The sequence below is a fragment of the Auraticoccus monumenti genome (genome assembly GCF_900101785.1).
Classification (GTDB): Bacteria; Actinomycetota; Actinomycetes; order Propionibacteriales; family Propionibacteriaceae; genus Auraticoccus; species Auraticoccus monumenti.
On sequence record NZ_LT629688.1, the window covers coordinates 3,206,241 to 3,228,815 of the forward strand.

Genomic DNA, 22,575 nt, shown 5'->3' on the forward strand with positions numbered 1-22,575 from the left:
GCCCGCGGTCGGCGTCCGGAGGCCACGATGAGATCGACGCGCCGCCGGAGTCGGAGGAACCATGTCCACCACGAGAACCGCACGCCGCATGCACGAGCTGCTGGAGCCGATCTGCCTGGTCACCTACCAGGCCGACGAGTCCGGTGAGGAGCTGGCCCGGCTGGGTCACCGCACCTACTGGGACGGCTACTTCGCCAGCCGGGCCGCCCCGCTGGGCCGCGTGCCCGCGGAGGTCGTGCACGCCGCCTTCTACAGCTTCGCTCCGGGGGAGGCGGCCCGCCACCTCCCGGGCGCGTGGGAGACCGTCCCGCCGGAGGAGTCCTTCGCCGCGTGGCGACGGGGCAGCACAGCCTCGCTGCGCCGGATCCTCGGCGAGGAGGTGGCAGCGTCCGCCGGGCTGGCGCGGGCGGCGGACCTGCTCACGACGGCCGCCACCAGCGCCCCCACCCAGGGCCGGGTGCTCTTCGCCGGCTGGCGGACCCTGCCGGTCCCCGAGGTCCCGCTCACCCGGCTGTGGCACTCCGCGACCATGCTGCGGGAGCACCGCGGCGACGGGCACGTCGCCGCCCTCCTCGGCGCGGGCATCGGCGGAGCCGAGGCGCACGTGCTGTCCGCCCTCGAGCAGGGCATCCACCCGCCGCAGACCTTCGGCCGGCTGCACCACCTGCCGCAGGAGCACCTGGCCGCGGTGCTGCACGGGCTCCGCGAGCGGGGGCTGGTCGACGCCGACGGCTGGTTCACCGACGCCGGCCGCCAGACCAAGCAGCGGATCGAGGCCCTCACCGACGAGCTCGCCGCACCGCCGTACCAGGCCCTGTCCGCCGACGAGCTCACCGAGCTGGTCCGGGAGCTGGAGCCCGTCACCGCACGGCTGGTGGCGACGGGTTCGCGCTGAGGACTGCCGGCGTGGTCCAGGGACGGGCGTCCGAGGCGCGGGCCGGCCTCCCGTCCGCGCAGTTGCGCGGCTCTCGGGAGGCCGGGCCGACGGCAGCGGCGGGGCCGCGGGCGGAGCCTGCTTCGCATCTGACGCTGCCGCCGAGCACCCGGTGTGGAGGGGGATCGGTCGGGTAGGAACACCTCGAGGCGCCGAGGACCAGCGGCGTGCGCGGCCACCCCCGAACCGCCACCGTCTCCTCGCCCTCCCCGCGGCCGGTCACCCCCGGTGCGCCGCCGCTGGCCACTCATCAGAGGTCTGACGAAGGAGCGCGATGTTCTTCCACAAGCAGGAGCTGCAGTTCAAGGCCAAGCCCGACAAGCCGGACGCCGTCTACGCGCGCAAGCTCCAGGAGGTGCTGGGCGGGCAGTACGGCGAGATCACCATCGCCATGCAGTACGGCTTCCAGGCCTGGAACATCCACATCCCGGGCAAGTGGCGCGACCTCCTCTTCGGCATCGGCTCGGAGGAGTTCGGCCACGTGGAGATGCTGGCGATCATGATCGCCCAGCTGCTCGAGAAGGACCCCAACGCCGACCTGCAGGCGACCGTGGACTCCGACCCGGTGATGGCTGCCGTGATCGGCGGCACCGACGTGCAGCACGCCATCGTCGCCGGCGCCGGCGCGCGCCCGGTCGACAGCAACGGCAACCCCTGGCAGGGCAGCTACATCACCGCCAGCGGCAACCTGATGGCGGACTTCCACGCCAACGCCAACGGCGAGATGCAGGGACGGGTGCAGGCGGCCCGGCTCTACCACATGACCGACGACAAGGGCGTCCGCGACCTGCTGTCGTTCCTGATCGCCCGCGACACGATGCACCAGAACCAGTGGCTGGCGGCCATCGCCGAGCTGCAGGCCGACGGTCTGGAGCAGCTCCCCGTCCCGAGCAACTTCCCGCAGAAGCTCGAGCACTCCGAGGTGGCGTACCAGTACCTCAACTTCTCCGACGGTGCTGCCGCCGCCGAGGGCAGCTGGGCCTCCGGCCCCACGCCGGACGGCAACGGGACCTTCACCTACCACGACGGGCCGACCACGGCGGCGCACATGCCGCCGCCCACCCAGCCCGACCCGCGGCTGTACGGCACCGACGCGCAGCCGAACCTCCTGGACAAGGCCAAGGCCACGGTCAAGGACATCGCCGGCAAGTGAGCCCGCTGCAGCAGCCCGGCACCGCACCCGCGGTGCCGGGCTGTCGCGCGTCCCGCCCCGGTCGGCCGCCGCCCGACCCCTGCTCCCGGCGGCCTCCGCCCGTCCGGTCTCGCGCGGTCACGACGACGTCCGGACGAGGACCGCGGCGCGCTGCTTCGCCCACGTCTCCCCGGTGTGCCGAGGGGCCGGCAGTGGGTAGCACCCGAGCATGACCGACACCAGCAGCACCCCCACCGACGACGAGTTCACGACCGCCTCCGGCGGCCCCGCCGAGAACGGCCTGGCGCTGGTCACCGGCGCCTCCAGCGGGATCGGCCTCGGGCTGGCCCGGCACCTCGTCCAGAACGGCTTCGACGTGGTCGTCGTGGCCGAGGACGACGCGCTGGGGGCCGCGGCCGACGCGCTCCGGGTCTCCGGCCGCCAGGTGCTGGCCGTCCAGGCCGACCTGAGCCGCCCCGAGGGTGTGGAGGAGGTCTGGACGCAGGTGCTCGGTACCGGACGCCCCTTGGCCGCGGCGGCGCTGAACGCCGGGGTGGCCGTCGGCGGCCGTTTCGCCGACACCCCGCTGGAGCGCCACCTCGAGGTCGTCGACCTCGACGTCCGCTCCACCGTCCACCTGGCCAAGCTGGTCGTGGACCAGATGGTGGGCACCGGCTCCGGCCGCATCCTGGTCACCTCCTCGATCGCCGCCACCGCGCCCGGCCCCTTCCACGCCACCTACGCCGCGTCGAAGGCCTTCGCGCACTCCTTCGCCGAGGCGATCCGCCACGAGCTGAAGGACACCGGGGTCAGCGTCACGTCGCTGATGCCGGGGCCGACCGACACCCACTTCTTCGAGCGGGCCGACATGGAGGAGACCCCGATCGCCCAGGGACCGAAGGACGACCCGGTCGAGGTGGCCGGCAAGGGCTTCGAGGCCATGATGGCCGGCAAGCCGCACGTGGTGCCGGGGATGCGCAACCGCCTGATGTCGGAGGCGGCGACCCACCTCCCGGACCGGCTGGCCACGCCGGGCATGGGAGCGCAGACCAAGCCGCCGGAGGACGACCCGACCGGATGACGCCCCTGCCACAAGCGGCTCAGCCGGGCTGACCGCGCCTGGCTGTGCCCTGGTCCGACTCGGCTGCGGCCGTGTGCCGGGCGATCGCAGCGGCGGCGAGCTCGCGCACCGCCGGGCCCGTGGCCTCGTCCGGACCGGACGTCGTCGCCCGGCGGGTCCGGGCGGCCAGGGCGCCGTCGTAGAGCAGCAGCAGCTCGGCTGCCAGCGCGTCGGGGTCGCGGGCGCCGGTACCGGCCGCGAGCTCACCCAACCGCTCCTGCAGCAGGCGGGTGTCGGCCACCAGCACCGGGTGGGCGGGGTGCTGGGGGTCGGTCACCTCGACCGCGGCCGCCAGGAAGGCGCAGCCCCGGGTGGTGGTGCGCTCGAACTCCGCCAGGGCGTCGAACAGCGACAGGGCACGCGCGACCGGGTCGTCGCCGCAGCGCTGCAGGACCTCGTCCCAGGTGGTCCGCCACCGATCGAGGCGGCGCTGCAGGTAGGCGGCGACCAGGTGGTCCTTGCCGGCGAAGTGGGCGTACAAGGTCGCCGGGGAGACCTCGGCCCGCCGCAGCACGGCGTCCACCCCGGTGGCCGAGATGCCGTGCTCGTAGAACAGCTCCTCAGCCGCCGTCAGCAGCCGCTCGCGCGCCGGTGGCCTCGCCGTACGTGTCGCCATGGGGCTACCACAACGACCACTATGGTGAAACGATCGTTACGTCACTCCAGCTCGTCCGGTCGGCGGCCGCTCGGGCTCGTGGTGTCCGGGACGGGCCTGATCGCCGTCAGCTACGGGATGGTGCGCTACGGGTACGGGCTGCAGCTGCCGCAGCTGGCGGCGGAGTTCTCGCTGTCGACGTCGACGGCCGGCGCGATCGCCTCCGGCAGCTTCGCCGCGTACTGCCTCGCCGCACTGACCGCCCAGCGGCTGATGCCCCGGCGCGGCGCCCGGGTGGTGCTGTGGATCGCCGCCCTGCTCGCGGCCGCCGGGGCGCTGCTGGTCGCGGTGGCCTGGTCGGCCCCGGTGCTGGCAGCCGGCGTGCTCGTGGCCGGCAGCGCTGCCGGGGCCGCCTCCCCGGCGCTCGTGGTGGCGGTCGCCGCCACCGTGCGCGAGCCGCTGGTGGCTCGGGCGCAGGCTGTGGTCAACGCCGGCACGGGGGTCGGGGTGGCGGTGGCCGGGGTGGCGACGCTGGCCGCGCCCCAGGTCTGGCGTCCGGTGTGGGTGGGCGCAGCCGTGGCCGCGTTGGCCACCGCGGCGGTGGTCGACCGGCTGACCCGTTGGCCGGACGGCTCGCGCGAGACCGGGGCAGGCACCACCCCGGAGCAGCCGGGTGGCGGGCTGCGCCGCAGGATGGTCCGCCCCGTCCTCGCGGCCGCCCTGGCGGGTACGGGCAGCGCTGCGGTGTGGACGTTCGGACGCGACCTGGTGACCACCACCGGCGGTCTGCCCGAGCGGACCACGGCGGCCCTGTGGTGCCTGCTGGGGGTCGCGGCCGTCCTCGGCGCCCTCAGTGGTGACGCCGTCCGCCGGCTCGGTCTGGGCGGCGCCTGGGTGCTCACCGCCGTCGGGACCGCGCTCGGCACGGCCCTGCTGGCCCTGGCTCCCGGTCAGGTGCTGGTCGCGGCGCTGGCCGGCGCGCTCTTCGGCGGGGCCTACACCGCGCTGAGCGGCGTCCTGATCGCCTGGGGTGCGGCGCTCCGGCCCCGTGCCGCGGGGCAGGCCACGGCGACCCTCTTCACCGCCCTGACCGCCGGGCAGGCCCTGGGGGCGACGGTGGCCGGCACCGTCGCCGCACGGGCGGGCGCACCGACCGCCTTCTGGGTCGGCGCCGCCCTCCTGGTCGTGGCCGCGGGCGTCGTCCCGCGCAGAGCAGCCACGGACCGCCGGCCGGTCCCGACCGGCGGGCGTCCCGAGGTCCGGGTCGAGGCGCCGTGATCCGCCGCACGTCGTCCTGCTCGACGTGCCCACCCGTCGGAGGATTGCTCCGCAGGTGCTCCCAGTCCGGTCGACTGCTCGGCTTCGGCGGGATTGTACGTAACTACGTAGTTCGATACTTTATTCGCGTGGACGACGCGATGATCGACCGGCTGGACGCCCTGGAGCAGCGGCTGGCCGCTCTCGAGGAGGCGGCGGCGGGACGTCCGGGCGGCGAGGTCCGGGTCGGCGACGGGGAGCCGTGGCTGATCGAGGAGTCCCTCCGGCGCGACCCCGACGGCGCCGTCCACTACGGCGGTCACGTCGAGGTGGCGGCGGGCCCCGTGCGCTGGCAGTACGGCCACACCACGGGGGACCTGCTGGCCCGGGACTGGTCGCTGGTCGCCGACGGCCTCGCCGCCCTGGCCCACCCGGTCCGGCTGCACCTGCTGCAGCTCGTGCTCTCAGGGACCGACACCACCGCCGCCCTGGTCGCCGACGACGCCGTCGGCACCACCGGTCAGGTCCACCACCACCTCCGTGCCCTGGCCGCCGCCGGCTGGGTCGCCTCGGCCGGCCGAGGCCGGTGGGCGGTCCCCGCCACCCGCGTCGTGCCCGTCCTCGCCCTGATGTCCGTCCTCCACACCCCGTGAGGTGATCTCGTGGTCCCCAGCAGCACCCTCCTCGCACCACCGACCCCGGTCGGCGGTGGGCTCCGACGTCCACGTCGGTGGTGGCTGGTGCCCCTGGTCGCGGCCGCCGTCGGCCTGCTGGTCGGTCTCGTGGTCGGCCCGCACACGCCCCGGGCCACCGCCACCAGCGGGGACGAGGCCCTGGCCGCGGACACGGTCGCCGCGCTCGGTGACCCCCGCGGGTTCGGGGCGGTCACGGCCGTCCGGGTGCGCGACGGACAGGTCAGCGTGGCCGGCGTGGGGGAGGAGCGGATGGGCCCGGGCCCCGACGCCCGCTACGAGCTGGGCTCCATCACCAAGGTCCTCACCGGGATGCTGCTGGCCGACGCCGTCGAACGCGGGGAGGCCGGCCTGGACGACCCGCTCCAGCGCTGGCTCCCCGAGCTGGCGGGCAGCGCGGTCGGCGAGGTCACCCTGCAGGAGGTGGCGACCCACCACGGCGGCGCGCCGGGGCTGCCGCCGGCGCTGATCGGGACCGGGCTGGTGGCGGGCGTGACCAACAGCAACGTCTACGAGATCTCCACCGCGGAGGTGCTGACCCAGGCGCGCACGGTGCAGCTGGCCGGCAGGGGCCGGTACCAGTACTCCAATCTCGGGACCGCCCTGCTCGGGCACGCGCTGGCCCGCGCCACCGGCGCGCAGGACTGGCCGACACTGCTCCGGACCCGGATGCTGGACCCGCTGGGGATGACCTCGACACGCATCGCCGTCTCCGGTCCGGACCCGGACGTGCACCCGCACCTCGCCAACGGGTGGCCGGCCGCGCGCTGGTGGGGTGAGGGCATGGCCCCGGCCGGGACGTCGACCACCACCACCGCGGCCGACCTGGGACGGTTCGCCCAGGCGGTGCTCGAGGGCCGGGCGCCCGGGATGGCCGCGCTCGAGCCGGTGGCCGACGACAGCGCGGGCGGACGCACCGGGCTGCTCTGGGACGTGGACGAGGTCGACGGACGGGTGCTGACCGGGAAGAACGGTGGCACCGCCGGCTCGCGGACCCGGATCGAGCTCGACCGTGAGCGGGGCGAGGCCGTGGTGCTGCTGAACAACACCGACCGCTGGGTCGACCAGGCCACCCGAGCGCTGCTGCTGGGACGACCGAACCCCGAGGACGGCCCCCGGGTCGAGCTGCCGGCGCTGGCCGCACCGCTGCTGGGTCTGGCCCTGCTGGTCGGGTCCGTGGTGGGGCTGGTGCGGGTCCGCAGCAGGACCGGTCTGCTCGACGGGGTGCTGCAGGGAGCCGCCGGTCTGCTGGTCCTGCTCGCCGCCGGGCCCTGGGCCCACCTCCCCGGCCAGCTCTGGACCGGGCTCCTCGCCGGCTGGGCCGCCGTGGCCGTCCTGTCCGTGCTGCGCCGGGCCGGGCTCCCGTGGGGCGGCAGCCGCCGCATCGTCGAGGTCGTGTCGCTGCTGGCCTCCGTCGGCCTCCTGCTCCTGGCCGTCGCCATGCTCTGACCGGTGACGGGACGGCAGTTCGGTTCGAGGCCGTCGTCCACGGTCATCGCTGCGTCAGTCCTGTTCGAGGCTGTCGTTCAGGGTGATCGCGGCGTTGACCAGGGCCAGGTGGCTGAGAGCCTGCGGCAGGTTGCCGAGGAAGCCCTGGGTCCTGGGGTCGATCATCTCCGCCAGCAGCCCGACGTCGTTGGGGGCGCGGTCCAGGCAGTCCATCAGCTCCACCGCCTCGTCCACCCGGCCGACGAGGGTCAGCGCCGACACCATCCAGTAGGAGCAGGCCACGAAGGCGCCCTCCTCGTCGGCCGCACCGGTGTAGCGGTAGAGGTGCTCCCCGTCGGCGAGCTCGCGGCGCAGGACGTCCAGGGTGGAGGACATCCGCTCGCCCCGGTCGAACCCGCTGATCGCGTGCAGCAGGATCGAGGCGTCCAGCTCCTTGCTGCCCGGGTACCAGACGTAGGCCCCCAGCTCCTCGTCCCAGCCGTGCTCCTCCACCCAGGCCCGGACCCGCTCGGCCTCGGACCGCCACCGCTCGGCGTCACCGGGCACCTGTCCGGCCTCGGCCAGCCGCACCGCCTGGGTCAGTGCGTGCCAGCAGCCGAGCTTGGAGGTGATGTGGTGGCGCGACACCGGCAGCTCCCACATGCCGGCATCCGGCAGCCGCCAGACGTCGCAGGCCTGGTCGGCCAGCTGCGTCATCAGCCGGCTGGTGGCGTCGTCGAGCACGTTGCCCTGCTCGACGTAGAGGGTGACGATGCTGAACACGTCGCCGAAGACCCCCAGCTGCAGCTGGTCGGCGGCGGGGTTGCCGGTCACCACGCCACCGGTCCCGCGCCACCCGGGGACGTCGTGCTCCTCGACCGTGGTCCCGGGGTGGGTGCCGTCGAGGCGGCTCAGCACCATCGGCTCGCCGCCGTGGCTGCGCAGGGTCCGCAGCATCCAGCTGATCGCGGCGTGGGTCTCCTCCCGGACGCCGAAGCGCAGCAGCGCGGTCAGGGTGTAGGCGGAGTCGCGGGTCCAGCTGTAGCGGTAGTCCCAGTTCTTCCGGCGGGTCAGCGACTCCGGCAGGGAGGTGGTCGCGGCCGCGGCCACGGCACCGGTGGGGGCGTGGATCAGCTGCTTGAGCAGCAGCGCGCTGCGGCGCACCAGCGGCTGCCACCGTCCCTCCCAGGCCACCGCCCCGGACCAGTCGCGCCACCCGGCGATGGTGCGGTCGACGCGGGCGTCGACGTCCTCGGGGAGGGGGAGCGAGAGCGGCTCGCCCTCGGTGGCCACCAGCCCCAGCAGGTGCCGCGACCCGGGGCTGGTCCGGTAGCGCACGACGACCGCCCGGTCCTCGACGGCGACGGACTCCTCCTGCAGGGTGCGGACCGCCATGGTCAGCCCGTTCACCCGCAGCACCCGGCCCTGGACCGTGTCGTGGATCCAGGCGGAGGCCCGGTTCAGGCAGGTCCCCGGACGCACCTCGGCCCGCATCTCCACCGCGCCCTCGACGCCCTCGATCCGCCGGGCCAGCTCGCCCCAGGGGAGCCGACCGGCCACCCCGGTGTTCATCGCGTCGGTGACCTGCACGAGGCCCGAGGCCGTCCGGAAGGTGGTCTGCAGCACGTTGGTATCGGTCAGGTAGCGCCGGCTGACCGTGAAGTCCTCCACCGGTCGCAGCGCCAGGTAGCCGCCGTCGGTCTCGTCCAGCAGGGCACCGAAGGGCGCTGGTGAGTCGAGGTTGGGCAGCGGCAACCAGTCGATCCGGCCGTCGCGACCGACCAGCGCGATGGTGCGACCGTCCCCGATCGAGGCGTAGGAGCGAAGGTCGAGGTAGCCGTCGGCGTCGCGCTCGTCCACCGGTGCCTCGACCGGCTCGTCCTGCTGCCAGTGCAGCGGGCAGGACCCGACGCGGACGCTCGCGGTGGTGTCGAGCGGGGGGAACCAGTCCCCGGGGTGGGAGGAGGTGGCCCGGGTGGTGGTCATGGCCGCCAGTCTGCCAACCGGCTGGGAACGGCCCGTCCCGACGTCGGGAACAGGCGCGTCGTAGGGTCGGCGCATGAGCCGCTCCATCGCCACGAACACCCGCGCCGAGCTCGACGAGCTGCTGGACTTCGTCCGGCCCCGGCACCACATGCTGCTGGTGACCCGGCGCCGCGACGGCGGCCCTCAGATCTCCCCGGTCTCCGGCGGCGTGGACCCGGAGGGACGGATCGTCATCTCCACCTACCCCACGCGCGCCAAGGTGGTGAACGCCGAGCGGGACCCGCAGGTCAGCGTCTGCGTGCTCTCCGACGACTTCGGCGGCGCGTGGGTGCAGGTGGACGGCGAGGCCCAGGTGCTGCACATGCCCGAGGCCGAGGACGCCCTGGTCGACTACTTCCGCTGCATCAGCGGGGAGCACCCGGACTGGGACGAGTACCGCGCCGCCATGCGGCTGCAGGACAAGTCGCTGGTCCGCGTCACCCCGCGCCGCTGGGGCCCGATCGCCACCGGGGGCTTCCCCAGCGACGTCGCCGCCCGCCTCGACGGCTGACCCGCTTCTGGCCCGGCCCTCGCGCCCGACCCCTGCCCGGCTGTATGTCGTCGCGGTCTCGCCCGGCGTGGCGCGGTGTGTCGCGGGGTCATGAGCGGGCGACGAACACGATTCCAGGGAACGCCTGCCCCGGGTCGGCCCGCGGACTCGCTGGACGGGCGCCCGCCCCGGGCACGCCGGATGAGCCCGCCGGCCCCATCCGCAAATCCACACCAGCGCCGGTCGGCGGCCAGCGCAGTCGTCCGGTAGCCGGGCACCCACCCTGGGAACCTGTACGCCGTCAGCCCGGAACACCGCGACACACCGCGCAACGCCGAGCGACACACCGACGACATACAGCCGCCCAGGGGTCGGTCAGCCGACCTGGGCGCCGAAGAGGAGACCCAGCCCGTAGGTGGCCGCGGCGGCGCCCCAGCCGATGGCCAGCTGGCGGAGCGCCCGGCGCAGCGGGGAGGCCCCGGAGAGCAGGCCCACGATCGAGCCGGTGAGCAGCAGGGCCAGGCCGACCAGCGCGGTGGAGGTCAGCACGGCAGTCAGGCCGGTCAGCCCCAGCAGGTAGGGCAGCACCGGGATGATCGCGCCGGAGGCGAAGAAGGCGAAGCTCGACCACGCCGCACCCCAGGCGGTGCCCAGCTCCTCGTGGGCCTCGTCCTCGCCGACCTGCAGCGTGCGGGCTCCCTGCAGCACCTCGGCCGCGTGCTGCTCCGCCTCCTCCGGCGACATCCCGCGGGCGCGGTAGACCAGCGCGAGCTCGTTGGCGTCGACGTCGAGGCGGGGGAGGTAGTCGGGGGTGGCGGGGTTGGGGGTGGAGGCCAGCAGCAGCTCGCGCTGGGAGCGCACCGAGACGAACTCCCCGGCTCCCATCGACAGCGCCCCGGAGAGCAGGCCGGCCAGCCCCGCGGCGAGCACGACCGGGGTGGACACCCCGGTGGCCCCGATGCCCAGCACCAGAGCCAGGTTGGAGACCAGCCCGTCGTTGGCCCCGAACACCGCCGCCCGGAAGGTCCCCGAGATGCGCTGCCGCCCGCGCACCGCCAGCCCGCGGACGACCTCGGCGTGGATGTGCTCGTCGGCAGCCATCTGCTGGGTGGCGTGCAGGTCCTCCTCGTAGGGCGAGCGCTGCTCGGCCCGTTGCATCAGGGCCAGCACGAACACCGACCCGAGGTGCTGGGCCAGCCAGCCGAGCACCCGGGTGCGGACGCCGGGGTGGGCCGGACGTCCGCGGTCCTCGCCCAGCAGCCTCCGCCAGTGCTCCTCGTGACGTCCCTCCGCCTCGGCGATGGCCAGCAGGATCTCCCGCTCCTCGCCGTGCCGGCGCCCGGCCAGGGCACGGTAGACCCGCGCCTCGGCGCGCTCGTCGGCCAGGTACTGCCGCCAGCGTCGTCGGGTCCGCTCGTCGATGGTCTGCTCGTGCACCAGACGATGATGCCAGTCCTGACCCCGACGGAGCCCCTCCACGACGGCCGCCCACCGGTCGCGGTCGGCTACCGCTTGGTCGCCGCCGACGGGCACCGGCTCCCGGGAGCACCGACGCCGGCCGGCGGTGACCGCTGACCGGATGGTGGACCGGCCGGCCACCCCCACCGGCGCTGCCTAGCCTCGCGGGGGTGGGTCGAGGACAGCTGGGGGAGGTGCGCACCGAGCGGGTGCGGCTCTTCGACGCCTCCGCACCCCTGGTCCTGGCCAGCGGTGAGCGGCTCACCGAGGTCGACGTCGCCTACGAGACCTACGGCGAGCTCACCCCCGAGCGCGACAACGCCGTGATGATCTGCCACGCCCTCACCGGGGACGCCCACGCCGCCGGCTGGCACCCCGGAGACCGCCGCCCCGGCTGGTGGGACACCCTGATCGGCCCGGGCAAGCCGCTGGACACCGACCGCTTCTTCGTCGTGTGCGCCAACCTGCTCGGCGGCTGCCAGGGCACCACCGGCCCGGCCTCCACCGACCCGGCCACCGGCCAGCCGTACGGGCTGGACTTCCCGCTGCTGCAGATCGCCGACTTCGTCACCGTGCACCGGGCCCTGCTGGAGCACCTCCGGATCCCGCGGCTGCTCGGGCTGGTCGGCGGCTCGCTCGGCGGCATGCAGGTGCTGGAGTGGACGCTGCGCCACCCCGAGCAGGTGGAGAACGCGGTGATCGTGGCCGCCTCCAGCCGGCTCAGCGCGCAGAACATCGGCTTCTCCGCGGTCGGGCGCGAGGCGATCATGCGCGACCCGGACTTCCACGACGGCCAGTACTCCGCCGCCGGCGCCACCCCGGCCACCGGGCTCTCCATCGCCCGGATGCTGGCCCACATCACCTACCTGTCGGAGGAGGCGATGGCCACCAAGTTCGGCCGCCGCATCCAGGACCCCGAGCAGACCGGGCCGGGCTTCGGCGTCGACTTCGCGGTGGAGAGCTACCTGCGCCACCAGGGCGACACCTTCCTCACCCGCTTCGACGCCCTGTCCTACCTGTACCTGACCCGGGCGATGGACTGGTTCGAACCGTTCAGCGAGCACGACCCGGCCGACGTCGCCGCGGCCGGCACCCGGGTGCTGGTGGTCTCCTTCGACAGCGACTGGCGCTTCTCCACCGAGCACTCCCGCGCGATCGTGCGCCGGCTGGAGGCCGCCCGGGTCCCGGTCGCCTTCCGCGAGATCAGCTCCCCGTGGGGCCACGACTCCTTCCTGCTCGAGGTCGAGCCCTACCACGCCACCGTGCGGGCCTTCCTGGACCGGGCGCTGGACCGGTCGGTGCCCGGGTGAGCGGCCGGCTCCCCGCGGGCGCCGGGGCCAGGCGGCGACGCCCGACCCGGCACCTCGACCTGCGCGACGACCTCGCCGTGGTGGCCGACCTGATCGCCGACGGCAGCCGGGTGCTCGACCTCGGCTGCGCGGACGGCCAGCTGGTCCGCCACCTCGAGCGCCGCCACGGCTGCACCGGCACCGGGGTGGAGATCGACCCCGAGGCCGTGGTCGAGGCCATCGGCGCGGGGGTGTCGGTGATCGAGCTCGACATCGACGCCCAGCTGCACGAGTTCGGCGACGACTCCTACGACGTGGTGGTGCTGTCCAAGGTGCTGCAGGCCACCCGGCGCCCGGCGGAGGTGCTGGCCCAGATGAGCCGGATCGCGCCGCGCTGCATCGTCTCGGTGCCCAACTTCGGGTTGTGGAGCCACCGCTGGCGGCTGCTGCGCGGGCGGATGCCGATGTCGCCCCAGATGCCCTACGACTGGCACGACACCCCCAACATCCACAACGCCACCCTGGTCGACCTGGAGGAGTTCCTGGCCGAGCAGGGCTTCACCGTGGAGCAGAGGATCCTCTTCGACGCCGCCGGACGGGTGGCGAGCTGGCCCGACCCGCTGGCCAACCTGCTCTCCGGCGCGGCGGTGTACCTGCTGGCCCGCGGCGGCGACGCGACGCCCTGACGCCGGCCGCTCCCGCTCCCGCTCCCGCCGACGGCCCGGCGGCATCAGCCAGGGACGAATCCGATCACGTCACCCGGACGCGCCTGGGCGAGCCGGTCGACGTCGGCGTCCAGCACCGTGGCCAGCACCGGGTAGCCGCCGGTGACGGGGTGGTCGGCCAGCATCACCGCCGGACGCCCGTCCGGCGGCACCTGCACCGACCCCAGCGCGATCCCCTCCGAGGGGAGCTCGCGTCCCGGGTCCACCCGGCGGGGGAGCGCACCCCCGGCCGGCTCCAGCCGCAGCCCGACCCGGTCGCTGCAGGTGGAGACCCGCCAGCAGGTGGTGAGCAGGACGTCCGGGTCGCGGAACCAGTCGGCGCGCGGCCCCGGTCGGGCTCGGACCCGGCGCAGGTCGCCCGTCGGCAGCGGGACGGAGTCCAGCACCGGCCAGGGCCCTGCCGGCACCCCGACGGGGAGCCTCTGCCCGACCTCCAGCGGCGGCGGCCCGAGGGCGGCCAGGGTGTCGCGGCTGCGTGAGCCGAGCACCGGCGCCACGTCGATCCCGCCGCGGACGGCCAGGCAGCACCGCAACCCGGAGCGGGGGACGTCCAGCGACAGCTCCGAGCCGGCCGGGACGGTGGTCACCGCCCCGCTCCAGGACCGCGGTCGACCGTCGACCCGGAGGACGGTGCCCGCCCCGGTCACCGCCACCAGCAGCGTCCGGGTGGCCCGCAGCGCCAGCCCGCCGCCCAGGTTCTCCAGCACCGCGGCGTCCTCGGGGTTGCCGACCAGCCGGTTGGCCAGCCGGCAGGCCCCGCGGTCCAGCGCACCGGACACCCCGACCCCGGAGCGCCACCAGCCGGGGCGGCCGAGGTCCTGCACGGTGGTCAGGGCTCCCGGGGCCAGGACCGTGAGAGCGCCGACCTCGTCACGACCGCTCACGCGTCCACCGCCTGGAACTGCACCAGGCGGCCGGGCTGCAGCAGGGCCGGTGGGCGGCGGTCCAGGTCCCACAGCACCAGCGAGGTGCGCCCGAGCAGCTGCCACCCACCCGGCGAGGCCCGTGGGTAGACCGCGCTCCGGCCGTCGGCCAGGGCGACCGACCCCGCGGGGACGGACGTGCGCGGGGTGCTGCGGCGGGGGAGGACCAGCGGGTCGTCCTCCCGGCTCAGGTACCCGAACCCCGGGGCGAAGCCCAGGAAGTCGCAGCGCCACGCGCCGGCGGTGTGGCGGCGGACCAGCTCCCCGGTGCTGCACCCCAGCAGCCGGGCCGCCTCGGCCAGGTCGGCGCCGTCGTAGACCACGGGCACGACCAGGACGTCCTCCGCGCCGTCGGGGACGCCCGTCGCCGGCTCGGGCGCGGCCGCCGTCGCGAGCACCCGCTCGACCACCGCGGCGCACGCCCCGGCACCGGTCAGCGACACCAGCACGGTGCGTCCGGCCGGCAGCACGTCGACCACGCCGGGTTCGCGGGCCAGCCGTCCGGCCAGGGCCACCGCCTCCCCGGCGTCACGGCCCTCGACCAGCAGGGCGCGGTCGCCGGCGGGCAGGACCCGCCAGCGACCGTCCGCCGAGGTGGCGCTCAGAGCCGGGCCAGCTCGGCCCGCGACGGTGCGTACGGGGCGTACCGCAGCACCATCCGGGCCTCCGCCGGGGTCCGGTCGGCCTTGAACGCGTTGCAGGCCCCGCAGGCGGCGACGGTGTTGCCCCAGGTGTTCGGCCCGCCGCGGGACTGGGGCACCAGGTGGTCCACGGTGTCGGCACGGCCGCCGCAGTAGGCGCAGACGTGCCCGTCGCGGCGCAGCACGCCCCGCTTGGTCCAGCCGGGGGCGCGGGCGTACATGAAGGCGGTCTTGACGTAGCGGACGAGGCGGAGCACGAGGGGCCAGGGGTAGGGGCCGATGGCGTGGTCGTCCCGCGCCTCCTCGACCACCGCGACCTCACGGACGAGCATGCCGATGGCGTGCTTGACCGAGACCGTGTGCAGTGCCGTGTTGTCGGTGTTGATCACCAGCACACCGCTCATCGTGTCCTCCTTCCGGTGCCGGTCCCCGCCGTCCGGGGACGAAAAAAGCCGCCCGGCGACGAGGCTGGACGGCAGACGGGGGCAGGCACGGGGCTCAGCCCCGACAGCCGTCGCAGCTGCGGACGCGCACCTGCAGGGCGCCGACGGTGGAGCGGTCGGACGTCTGGAGATCCATCACTGCTCCTTCCTCGGTGCGCCCCGCGGTCGGGCGCGTCGCCTGTGGTGCTGTGGACAGACTAAGCACGACATCGGTCCTTGTCACCGGCAAAACGGTGAACTCCTGCACCAACCCGGTCACGGTCCCGGGAGGTCAGCGCGACAGGGCCAGCGCGTCGGCGATCCGCCGGGTGCTGCCGCCCAGCGACCAGCGCGTCCCCAGCGCCTCCAGCGCCTCCGGGTCGGCGGGCCCGGTGGGGAGCACCAGGTCCTCCAGCCCGACCCCGAGGTCGAGGTCGCGCACCACGTGCACCACGTCGGGGGCCACCGCCAGGTAGTCGATGGCGGCGGCCAGCTTGGCCCGGACCCCGGCGGTGACCGTCGGGTCGTCGGCGCTGGCGGCGGCGAGGATGCCGTGCAGGCTGCCGTGGCGGGCCAGCAGCTGGGCACCGGTCTTCTCCCCGATCCCGGGGACGCCGGGGATGCCGTCGGAGGTGTCGCCACGCATCACCGCCAGGTCGGCGTAGGCCGACGGGGGCACGGCGTACTTCTGCTGCACCCACGCGTCGTCGACCCGCTCGTGCTTGCTGATGCCCCGGGCGACGTAGAGCACCCGGACCCCGGACGCGTCGTCGACCAGCTGGAACAGGTCGCGGTCCCCGGTGACCACGTCCACCGCCGCGCCGGCTGCCGCACCCACCGTGGCCAGGGTGCCGATCACGTCGTCGGCCTCGTAGCCGTCGTGGCCCACCACCGCGATGCCCAGCGCCCGGAGCACGTCCAGGATCACCGGCACCTGCGGGCCCAGCTCGTCGGGGGACTCCTCGGCCACCCCCGACTGCGCGCCCTGACCGCCGGCGCCCAGCACCCCGGCACCGGCGGCGGGGTCGGCGGCCACCCGGTGGGTCTTGTAGGAGGCCAGCAGCTCGACCCGCCACTGCGGGCGCCAGTCGTTGTCCCAGCAGCACACCAGGTGGGTGGGTCGGTACTCGCCGACGAAGCGGGAGATGAAGTCCAGCAGGCCGCGGACCGCGTTCACCGGCTGGCCGTGCTCGTCGGTGATGGACGTCGGCACGCCGTAGAAGGCACGGAAGTACAACGATGCGGTGTCCAGCAGCATGAGGCGTCGGTCGGGCACGTCTAGATACTGGCACGATGACCCCACGTCCGCGGGAGGTGGACCAGGCCGGAGGAGTCAGCGCATGGAGAAGATCGACCAACAGATCCTCGCGCTCCTGTCCGGGGACGGCCGGATGTCCTACACCGACATCGGCAAGGCCACCGGTCTCTCCACCTCCGCCGCCCAGCAGCGGGTCCGCCGCCTCGAGCAGCGCGGCGTGATCCTCGGCTACACCGCCCGGCTGAACCCGGTGGCGCTGGGCCGCACGCTGACCGCCTTCGTCGAGGTCACCCCGCTCGACCCGGGCCAGCCCGACGACATCCCCGACCGGCTGGCTCCGATCGAGGAGGTCGTCTCCTGCTACTCGATCGCCGGGGACGCCAACTACCTGCTGAAGGTGCAGGTGGGGACGCCGCTGGACCTGGAGCACCTGCTGCTGCGGCTGCGCACCACCGGCAACGTCACCACCCACACCACCCTGGTGCTGTCGGTGCCCTACGAGGAGCGCCCCTTCCCGGGTTGACCAACCGACGGCGGCGCCGCGTCAGCGGGTCTGCAGCAGCGCCAGACCGCGGGAGGCCTCGGCGGCCCGGGACTCCGCGGCGAGGTCGAGGGTGGCGTTCTCGGCCCACCAGCGCCGTCCGGCCTCGGGCAGGGTGTGGATGGGGTCGTAGTAGGCGTGGCTGCGGTCCAGCGCCGTGGCGTCCTCCAGCTCCAGCCCGGTCCGGTAGTTCTTGCGCCACAGGCTGATCCCGCGCTCGCGGTCGTAGTCGGCCAGCTGGTGCACCCAGCGCTTGCCCACGAAGGGCACGTCGCAGACGATCCGCGGGGTGGCGAAGCCGGGCAGGTAGCCGAGGATCGCGTGCTGCAGCTCCTGCGCCCGGGCCACCGGTACCCGCCAGTGCTCGGCGAAGGGGATCATGTCGCACATGTAGAAGTAGTAGGGGGTGACGCCGGCGCCGTCGAGCAGCGCGAAGCAGAGGTCGAGCAGGTCCTCCGACGTCGCGTTGACGCCCTCCATCAGGACGCCCTGGTTGCGGACGTCGCGGACGCCGGCCTCCAGCATCGCCGCGGAGGCCTCGGCCACCAGCGGGGTGACGGACTGGGCGGCGTTGACGTGGGTGTGCAGGGCGATCATCACGCCACGGGAGCGGGCGGTGCGGCAGACCCGGGCCAGCCCCTCGCGGAGGTCGGCACCGAGCCAGTGCTGGGGCATCCCCATCAGCGCCTTCGAGGCCAGCCGGATGTCGCGGATGTTCTCGATCTCCAGCAGCGAGGTGAGGAAGGCCTCCAGCCGCGGCCAGGGCATGTTGGCCACGTCCCCGCCGGAGACCACCACGTCGCGCACCTGCGGGGTGCGGCGCAGGTAGTCCAGCATGTCGTCCAGCCGCTGGTTCGGCTTGACCGCGAACTTGAGCTTGGTGACCTGGGTGGTGGAGTTCCCGACCAGGTCCATCCGGGTGCAGTGCCCGCAGTACTGGGGGCAGGTGGGCAGCACCTCGGCGAGCACCTTGGTGGGGTAGCGGTGGGTGAGGCCCTCGGTGGCCCACATGTCGTGCTCGTGCAGCGAGTCGCGGCTGGCCCGGGGGTGCGACGGCCAGTCGGTGCGCCGGTCGGAGAAGACCGGCAGCATGTAGCGGCGCACGGGATCGGCCAGGAACGCCTCGGTGTCGGGGACGCGGTCGGGGACGATCGTGTTGAGCATCTGCGGCGGCAGCAGCATCGACATCGTCGCCCGCTCGCGCTGGTCGCGGGCCAGGTCGGCGTAGAAGGACTCGTCCAGCAGGTCACCGACGACCTCGCGGAGCTGGCCCTCGTTCTTGACGCAGCTCACCCGCTGCCACTGCACGTCACGCCACTGCTCCTCGGTGACGTCGCGCCAGCCCGGCAGCCGCCGCCAGTCCGGCTCGACCAGCTCGCGACGGCGGTAGGCGTAGGGCTGGCCCTCGGTCGTCGTGCTCATGGTTCCTCCGGCGGTTGATGATCTGCGTCGACACCCCGCATTGGCCGCAAGTATTACTGCCCAACTTCCGTCTGGCAAGAAGACTCACGGCGTGACGCCGCGCTGGCGACATCTGCCCCCGGCGTCGGGGTCACCGGCGGCTGCCGTGACCTGGGTAGGCTCGGCGTCGCGACGTCGAGGGTCGACGTGGCCAGCAGGAGGTGGGGCCGTGAGCGAGGTCGAGCAGCAGCCGGACGCGGATCCGCGCGTGGGCACCTCGGTGCTGCACCGCCGCTACGTCCCGCGCTCGGAGGCGCACTACGCCGGCAAGCTGGTCGACGGCGCCTACGTGCTGCGGCTCTTCGGCGACGTGGCCACCGAGATGTGCATCCGCACCGACGGCGACGAGGGCCAGCTGGTCGGGTTCGCCGACGTGGACTTCCTCGAGCCGGTGCACACCGGTGACGTGATCGAGGCCGAGGCCATCCTGCTGCGCGTCGGCAACACCAGCCGGGAGCTCGCCTTCGAGGCCCGGGTGCTCTGCCGTGCGGCCGAGCACATGGACGGTCGCCGCCCCGTCTCCGACAGCACCTCCCACCTGCTGGAGGAGCCGCTGGTCGTGGTCCGCGCCTCCGGCACCGTGGTCGTCGAGTGACGCCCCTGCACCGATGACGACCACCGACCTCCCGCGCGCCCGCCGTGACCCCGGTCCCGACGGGGACCCCGCCACCGCCGAGCAGCCCGCCTGGCGCGAGGCACTGGGCCGGCTGGGCTGGCGGGCACCCGCCGTCCTGGTGGCCGGCGTCCTCACCGCCGCCGGGTTCGCCCCGCTGGGCTGGTGGCCGCTGACCCTGCTGGGCGTCGCGCTGCTGACGGTCGCGGTGGCCGAGGCACCCCGGCGCACCTTCGGGCTCGGCTACCTGTTCGGGCTCGCCTTCCTCGGGCTGACCATCGGCTGGGTGCAGGTGATCGCGCTGCCGGTGGCGCTGGCCCTGATCGCCTTCGAGTCCGTGGTCTACGGGCTGCTCGCGGTGGCGCTGCGCCGGCTGGTCCGGGTGCCCGGCTGGCCGCTGTGGGCAGCGGCGGCCTGGGTGGCGGTGGAGTGGGTGTACTCCTCGGTGCCCTTCGACGGCTTCGGCTGGAGCCGTCTCGGCTACGTGATGGTCGACGCCCCGCTGGCGGGGGCCTACCCCTTCCTCGGCGTGGCCGGGGTCAGCCTGCTCACCGCGCTGGCCGGTCAGGCCGTGGCCTGGCTGGCGCTCCGCGCGACCCGGCTGGGCACCACCTGGCCCCGGGTCCCGCGCCGGGCGGTGGCGGCGGTGCTGGTGGCCCTCCTGGTCGGTGGCGGGGTGACGCAGCTGCTGCAAGGCTGGCAGCCCGCGGGGGAGAGCGCCGGGTCGGTGACGGTCGGCCTGGTGCAGGGCAACGTCGACGGCGTCGGGGTCAACGCCATGGGCCGGGCCCGGACGGTGACCAACAACCACCTCAGCGAGACCATCACGCTGATGGCGCGGGCCCGGACCGGACAGGTGCCCGAACCGGACTTCGTGCTCTGGCCGGAGAACTCCACCGACATCGACCCGCTGCTGGACGTCCGCACCCAGCGCACCGTCCAGCTGGCCTCGATGGTCGCCGACCGCCCGATCCAGGTGGGGGCCGTGCTCAGCGGACCGGGGGAGGACGAGCGCCAGACCGCGGCCCTGTGGTGGGACCCCGAGCAGGGCGTGCTGGACCGGATGCCCAAGCGGGACCTGGTCCCCTTCGGCGAGTACATCCCGCTCCGCTCGGTGCTGCTGCCGCTGGTGCCGATGCTGCAGCTGGTCGGCGCGCAGTCGGTGGCCGGCACCACCGACGGGGTGATGCGGGTGCCGCTCGGCGGGCGCGAGCTCGCCGTCGGGACCCTGATCTGCTTCGAGGTGGCCTACGACGCGACGGTCGCCGAGACCGTCCGCGGTGGCACCGAGCTGCTCGTGGTGCAGAGCAACCAGGCCACCTACGGCGGCACGGTCGAGGTGCCCCAGCAGTTCGCCATGACCCGGGTGCGCGCGATGGAGACCCGGCGGGAGATCGCCGTGGCCACCACCAGCAGCGCCTCGGGGTTCATCGCCGCCGACGGCACGGTGCTCTGGCAGACCGCCGAGTTCACCGCCGACTCCCACAGCGCCGTGATGCCGCTGCGCACCACCATCACCCCGGCGATGCGGCTCGGACCCTGGGTGAGCGCCCTGGCCGCCGCCGCGGCGGTGGCGGCCCTGGCCGTGTCCCTGCTCCGTCGCCGGGAGCGTCCCGCAGCCCGTCCGTGACGGCTCCGACGTCCCCCGGGGAGGACCCCGACGGATGGGCCCGGGCGCTGGCCGAGCACCTGGCCCACGTGGGGACGCCGGACGGGTGGCGACCGGCCGTCCAGGGTGCCGTGGCCACCGTGCTGGGGGTCGTGGCCCCCGACGGCACCCCGCTGGTGGCCAAGGTGTTCCCCGCCGCCGCGGCCCGTCGCGGGCGCACCGAGGCCCGGGCCCTGGAGCTGCTGGCCGATCTGCCCGACGTGCCCGTCCCGCGGCTGGTGCACTCCGGACCGCTGCCGGGCGCCGGCAGCACCGTCGTGGTGATGACCCGGCTGCCGGGCGTCCGCTGGGCCGACCACACCCTGGTGGCGCCCGCGACCGACCGGCTGTCGCTGGCCCGTCAGGCCGGTCAGCTGCTCCGGTCCCTGCACGTCCTCACCGCCGAGGGGTTCGGCGGTCCGCTCCCCGACGACCCGGTCCAGGCGACGCTGCTGGCGCGGGTCGAGCACACCGCCGCCGAGCAGCTGGAGGCGTTCACCGCCTCCGGTGGGACCGACGTCCTGGCCGCCCGGGTGCGCCGGCTCGTGCGCGCCCACCGCGACGTCCTGCGGCGCCCGGTCCGGCCGGCCCTCTGCCACCACGACCTCAACGGCGGCAACGTGCTGGTGGGCGTGTCCGGTCCTGCTCGGATCACCGGCCTGGTCGACCTGGAACGGGTCGGCTGGGACGACCCGATGGCCGACCTCGCCCTGACCACGACCCACCTGCGCCAGCACGAGACCGCGGCGGCCGAGGCCCTGCTCGAGGCCTACGACCCGACCACGGAGGAGCGCCGACGGCTCGAGCTGCACGTGGTGCTGCTCACCGTGGCCGAACGCGCCTGGGTCGCCACCGACCGTCCGCAGGGCTGGGAGGCGTCGGTGGCCCGGCTGGAGCAGCTGCTCCGCGACGCCACCTAGCACCCCGATAACGGGTTGCCGCCGGGACGCGTCCGGCCCAGGATGGCGCCACCAGCCCCGGCACCGCGCCCGGGCGTCCCAGGGAGGAGGTCGTCATGACGATCTCGGCCGAGCTCGACCCGCCTGTCTCCCTCCGACACCCTGGAGCCCTCCTGTGCCACCGTCCGACTGGTCCTTCGACGACCTGACCTTCACCTCCACCACCGAACCCGGCCCCGGCCAGCGCTGGTCCACCTGGAGCAGCGTCCAGGCCGGCCGACGCGGACCCGAGCCCCGCCCGCCCTGGGTCGTCACCGCCGACGCCGCCCTGGACACCGACCTCGGCGCGGTCAAGAGCGGGAAGGAGGCCGACTGCTTCCTGCTCGAGCGCGCCGTCCCCGGGGACCCGACCCGCAGCGCGCTGATGATCGGCAAGCGCTACCGCGACGCCGAGAACCGGCTCTTCCACCGCAACGCCACCTACACCGAGGGCCGGCGCACCCGGAACTCCCGCGACGCCCGCGCCACCGCCCGCGGCACCGCCTACGGCCGCGAGGTCTCGGCCGGGCAGTGGGCGGCCGCGGAGTGGGCCGGGCTGGTGCGGCTGTGGCAGCTCGGCGTCCCGGTGCCCTACCCGGTGCAGCTCGACGGCACCGAGCTGCTGATGGAGCTGGTCGCCGACGACGACGGCCAGGTCGCCCCGAGGCTGGCCGCGACCCGTCCCGCCCCGGCGCTGCTGGCCTCCCTGTGGGAGCAGCTGGAGCAGGCCATGACCACGATGACCCGGGCCGGGCTGGTGCACGGCGACCTGTCCCCGTACAACCTGCTGCTGGCCGGCGAGCGGCTGGTGGTGATCGACGTCCCCCAGCTGGTGGACCTGGTGGCCAACCCGCAGGGGGCCGAGCTGCTGCACCGGGACTGCCGCAACGTCACCTCGTGGTTCGCCCGTCGCGGGCACGGCGACGCCGACGCCGCCGAGGAGCTCTTCGCGCGGTTGCTGGCCGTCGCCTGGTGAGCGCGCCGC

Annotated in this window: 22 protein-coding genes; 14 read left to right on the forward strand and 8 right to left on the reverse strand. The window is 74.6% G+C overall.

All coding sequences use genetic code 11. The features are described 5' to 3' along the window. The first annotated feature begins 61 nt into the window (after positions 1–61). The 3 genes from BLT52_RS14815 (at position 62) to BLT52_RS14825 (ending at position 3,147) form a co-directional block, all read left to right on the forward strand. Positions 62–895 carry an SCO6745 family protein gene (locus BLT52_RS14815; protein WP_197679061.1) on the forward strand — a complete coding sequence of 278 codons (834 nt, stop codon included), beginning with the start codon at positions 62–64 and terminating at the stop codon, positions 893–895. Between the two features lie 313 nt (positions 896–1,208). Further along, entirely contained in the window at positions 1,209–2,087 is an 879-nt protein-coding gene (locus tag BLT52_RS14820; protein WP_090594642.1) for a manganese catalase family protein, read from the forward strand. Between the two features lie 208 nt (positions 2,088–2,295). Beyond that, entirely contained in the window at positions 2,296–3,147 is an 852-nt protein-coding gene (locus BLT52_RS14825; protein ID WP_090594644.1) for an SDR family NAD(P)-dependent oxidoreductase, read from the forward strand. Between the two features lie 19 nt (positions 3,148–3,166). On the opposite strand, the gene BLT52_RS14830 is transcribed toward BLT52_RS14825, so the two are convergent. Then, the gene (locus tag BLT52_RS14830; protein WP_090594646.1) at positions 3,167–3,802 is read right to left on the reverse strand and encodes a TetR/AcrR family transcriptional regulator; all 636 of its coding nucleotides are present in this window, start codon (positions 3,800–3,802) and stop codon (positions 3,167–3,169) included. Positions 3,803–3,880: 78 nt separating this feature from the next. Between BLT52_RS14830 and BLT52_RS14835 the strand changes: the two genes are divergently transcribed. The 3 genes from BLT52_RS14835 (at position 3,881) to BLT52_RS14845 (ending at position 7,179) form a co-directional block, all read left to right on the forward strand. Beyond that, the gene (locus tag BLT52_RS14835; protein WP_197679062.1) at positions 3,881–5,059 is read left to right on the forward strand and encodes an MFS transporter; all 1,179 of its coding nucleotides are present in this window, start codon (positions 3,881–3,883) and stop codon (positions 5,057–5,059) included. A 128-nt stretch (positions 5,060–5,187) separates the two neighbouring features. Then, the gene (locus BLT52_RS14840) at positions 5,188–5,691 is read left to right on the forward strand and encodes an ArsR/SmtB family transcription factor (RefSeq protein ID WP_231946334.1); all 504 of its coding nucleotides are present in this window, start codon (positions 5,188–5,190) and stop codon (positions 5,689–5,691) included. An 87-nt stretch (positions 5,692–5,778) separates the two neighbouring features. Continuing rightward, positions 5,779–7,179, forward strand: a complete 1,401-nt coding sequence (locus BLT52_RS14845) for a serine hydrolase domain-containing protein (RefSeq protein WP_172804052.1) — start codon at positions 5,779–5,781, stop codon at positions 7,177–7,179. A 54-nt stretch (positions 7,180–7,233) separates the two neighbouring features. On the opposite strand, the gene BLT52_RS14850 is transcribed toward BLT52_RS14845, so the two are convergent. Beyond that, entirely contained in the window at positions 7,234–9,144 is a 1,911-nt protein-coding gene (locus tag BLT52_RS14850; protein WP_090594652.1) for a glycoside hydrolase family 15 protein, read from the reverse strand. Between the two features lie 73 nt (positions 9,145–9,217). Here BLT52_RS14850 and BLT52_RS14855 point away from each other — a divergent pair, with 73 nt between their 5' ends. After that, a complete protein-coding gene (locus BLT52_RS14855) occupies positions 9,218–9,694 on the forward strand; it encodes a PPOX class F420-dependent oxidoreductase (protein ID WP_090594654.1) in 477 nt (158 codons plus the stop codon). Positions 9,695–10,048: 354 nt separating this feature from the next. On the opposite strand, the gene BLT52_RS14860 is transcribed toward BLT52_RS14855, so the two are convergent. Then, positions 10,049–11,110 carry a VIT1/CCC1 transporter family protein gene (locus BLT52_RS14860; protein ID WP_172804053.1) on the reverse strand — a complete coding sequence of 354 codons (1,062 nt, stop codon included), beginning with the start codon at positions 11,108–11,110 and terminating at the stop codon, positions 10,049–10,051. 191 nt (positions 11,111–11,301) lie between these two features. Between BLT52_RS14860 and metX the strand changes: the two genes are divergently transcribed. Next, positions 11,302–12,441 carry a homoserine O-acetyltransferase MetX gene (gene metX / locus BLT52_RS14865; protein WP_231946335.1) on the forward strand — a complete coding sequence of 380 codons (1,140 nt, stop codon included), beginning with the start codon at positions 11,302–11,304 and terminating at the stop codon, positions 12,439–12,441. Continuing rightward, positions 12,438–13,106 carry a methionine biosynthesis protein MetW gene (metW, locus tag BLT52_RS14870; protein ID WP_231946336.1) on the forward strand — a complete coding sequence of 223 codons (669 nt, stop codon included), beginning with the start codon at positions 12,438–12,440 and terminating at the stop codon, positions 13,104–13,106. The genes metX and metW overlap by 4 nt, the downstream gene beginning before the upstream one ends. A 44-nt stretch (positions 13,107–13,150) precedes the next feature. Here metW and BLT52_RS14875 read toward each other — a convergent pair whose 3' ends face one another. The 4 genes from BLT52_RS14875 to BLT52_RS14890 all read right to left on the reverse strand — a co-directional run bounded on the left by BLT52_RS14875 (position 13,151) and on the right by BLT52_RS14890 (position 16,407). After that, entirely contained in the window at positions 13,151–14,029 is an 879-nt protein-coding gene (locus BLT52_RS14875; RefSeq protein ID WP_090594657.1) for a 5-oxoprolinase subunit C family protein, read from the reverse strand. Continuing rightward, positions 14,026–14,673, reverse strand: coding sequence for a 5-oxoprolinase subunit B family protein (locus tag BLT52_RS14880; protein ID WP_090594658.1), 648 nt, complete (start codon positions 14,671–14,673; stop codon positions 14,026–14,028). Before BLT52_RS14880 ends, BLT52_RS14875 begins: the two co-directional genes overlap by 4 nt. Next, entirely contained in the window at positions 14,670–15,113 is a 444-nt protein-coding gene (locus BLT52_RS14885) for an HNH endonuclease (RefSeq protein ID WP_090594660.1), read from the reverse strand. Before BLT52_RS14885 ends, BLT52_RS14880 begins: the two co-directional genes overlap by 4 nt. Before the next feature lie 310 nt (positions 15,114–15,423). Beyond that, on the reverse strand, positions 15,424–16,407 hold the full coding sequence (locus tag BLT52_RS14890; protein ID WP_331712545.1) for a 5'-3' exonuclease: 984 nt from the start codon (positions 16,405–16,407) through the stop codon (positions 15,424–15,426). Between the two features lie 64 nt (positions 16,408–16,471). On the opposite strand from BLT52_RS14890, the gene BLT52_RS14895 reads away from it, so the two are divergent. Beyond that, positions 16,472–16,912: an Lrp/AsnC family transcriptional regulator gene (locus tag BLT52_RS14895; RefSeq protein WP_090594661.1), complete on the forward strand. Its 441-nt coding sequence runs from the start codon at positions 16,472–16,474 to the stop codon at positions 16,910–16,912. A 21-nt stretch (positions 16,913–16,933) separates the two neighbouring features. On the opposite strand, the gene BLT52_RS14900 is transcribed toward BLT52_RS14895, so the two are convergent. Then, positions 16,934–18,352, reverse strand: coding sequence for a KamA family radical SAM protein (locus tag BLT52_RS14900; protein ID WP_090594663.1), 1,419 nt, complete (start codon positions 18,350–18,352; stop codon positions 16,934–16,936). A 208-nt stretch (positions 18,353–18,560) separates the two neighbouring features. Here BLT52_RS14900 and kal point away from each other — a divergent pair, with 208 nt between their 5' ends. The 4 genes from kal to BLT52_RS14920 all read left to right on the forward strand — a co-directional run bounded on the left by kal (position 18,561) and on the right by BLT52_RS14920 (position 22,566). Beyond that, positions 18,561–18,986: a 3-aminobutyryl-CoA ammonia lyase gene (gene kal, locus BLT52_RS14905; protein ID WP_231946337.1), complete on the forward strand. Its 426-nt coding sequence runs from the start codon at positions 18,561–18,563 to the stop codon at positions 18,984–18,986. 13 nt (positions 18,987–18,999) lie between these two features. Further along, positions 19,000–20,634 carry an apolipoprotein N-acyltransferase gene (lnt, locus tag BLT52_RS14910; RefSeq protein WP_090594666.1) on the forward strand — a complete coding sequence of 545 codons (1,635 nt, stop codon included), beginning with the start codon at positions 19,000–19,002 and terminating at the stop codon, positions 20,632–20,634. Then, positions 20,631–21,572 (forward strand): phosphotransferase family protein, encoded by a 942-nt coding sequence (locus tag BLT52_RS14915; RefSeq protein WP_157677155.1) that lies wholly within the window; start codon positions 20,631–20,633, stop codon positions 21,570–21,572. Before lnt ends, BLT52_RS14915 begins: the two co-directional genes overlap by 4 nt. 154 nt (positions 21,573–21,726) lie before the next feature. After that, on the forward strand, positions 21,727–22,566 hold the full coding sequence (locus tag BLT52_RS14920) for a serine protein kinase RIO (RefSeq protein ID WP_090594668.1): 840 nt from the start codon (positions 21,727–21,729) through the stop codon (positions 22,564–22,566). The last annotated feature ends 9 nt before the right edge of the window (positions 22,567–22,575 follow it).

What these genes read in the sequence shown, in the direction of transcription:
- BLT52_RS14815 (WP_197679061.1), top strand. Translation starts at nt 62, where the DNA reads ATGTCCACCACGAGAACCGCACGCCGCATGCACGAGCTGCTGGAGCCG.
- BLT52_RS14820 (WP_090594642.1), top strand. Translation starts at nt 1,209, where the DNA reads ATGTTCTTCCACAAGCAGGAGCTGCAGTTCAAGGCCAAGCCCGACAAG.
- BLT52_RS14825 (WP_090594644.1), top strand. Translation starts at nt 2,296, where the DNA reads ATGACCGACACCAGCAGCACCCCCACCGACGACGAGTTCACGACCGCC.
- BLT52_RS14830 (WP_090594646.1), bottom strand. Translation starts at nt 3,802, where the DNA reads ATGGCGACACGTACGGCGAGGCCACCGGCGCGCGAGCGGCTGCTGACG.
- BLT52_RS14850 (WP_090594652.1), bottom strand. Translation starts at nt 9,144, where the DNA reads ATGACCACCACCCGGGCCACCTCCTCCCACCCCGGGGACTGGTTCCCC.
- BLT52_RS14855 (WP_090594654.1), top strand. Translation starts at nt 9,218, where the DNA reads ATGAGCCGCTCCATCGCCACGAACACCCGCGCCGAGCTCGACGAGCTG.
- BLT52_RS14885 (WP_090594660.1), bottom strand. Translation starts at nt 15,113, where the DNA reads ATGAGCGGTGTGCTGGTGATCAACACCGACAACACGGCACTGCACACG.
- BLT52_RS14895 (WP_090594661.1), top strand. Translation starts at nt 16,472, where the DNA reads ATGGAGAAGATCGACCAACAGATCCTCGCGCTCCTGTCCGGGGACGGC.
- BLT52_RS14900 (WP_090594663.1), bottom strand. Translation starts at nt 18,352, where the DNA reads ATGAGCACGACGACCGAGGGCCAGCCCTACGCCTACCGCCGTCGCGAG.
- lnt (WP_090594666.1), top strand. Translation starts at nt 19,000, where the DNA reads ATGACGACCACCGACCTCCCGCGCGCCCGCCGTGACCCCGGTCCCGAC.